Below are 313 nucleotides of genomic sequence, written 5' to 3'. Positions count from 1 at the left end.
TTTCTAAGGAGCCTAACCAGCCAGTGACACTGTCACGTAAGATGCTGGTCATGGTTATCCAGGTCAATCTCGCAAATACTGTCTACTATTTAGTTTTGAAGGACCAAGCCCGCGAGGCACTAGCCTCTCGGTCTTTTTGTTCTCTACAATTTCGAGATGAATGGTTAGCGATGATACGGCCTCGAGAGTTTCTATGGGTTCTAACGTAGAACTTAGAACGTAGAACTCGCATCACGGGGGCCTGTAGCTCAGCTGGCTAGAGCACACGACTGATAATCGTGAGGTCGGAGGTTCAAGTCCTCCCAGGCCCACC

At 49.5% G+C, this 313-nt stretch carries 1 tRNA gene; it reads left to right on the top strand.

The features are described 5' to 3' along the window. Positions 1-237 precede the first annotated feature (237 nt). Positions 238-311, top strand: a tRNA-Ile gene (locus tag JFN91_RS21915). Positions 312-313 lie beyond the last annotated feature (2 nt).

Source organism: Geomonas anaerohicana (genome assembly GCF_016458305.1).
GTDB classification, from domain to species: domain Bacteria; phylum Desulfobacterota; class Desulfuromonadia; order Geobacterales; family Geobacteraceae; genus Geomonas; species Geomonas anaerohicana.
The sequence above is the reverse complement of the archived record's forward strand: the minus strand, read 5'-3'. Positions and strand labels throughout refer to the sequence as shown.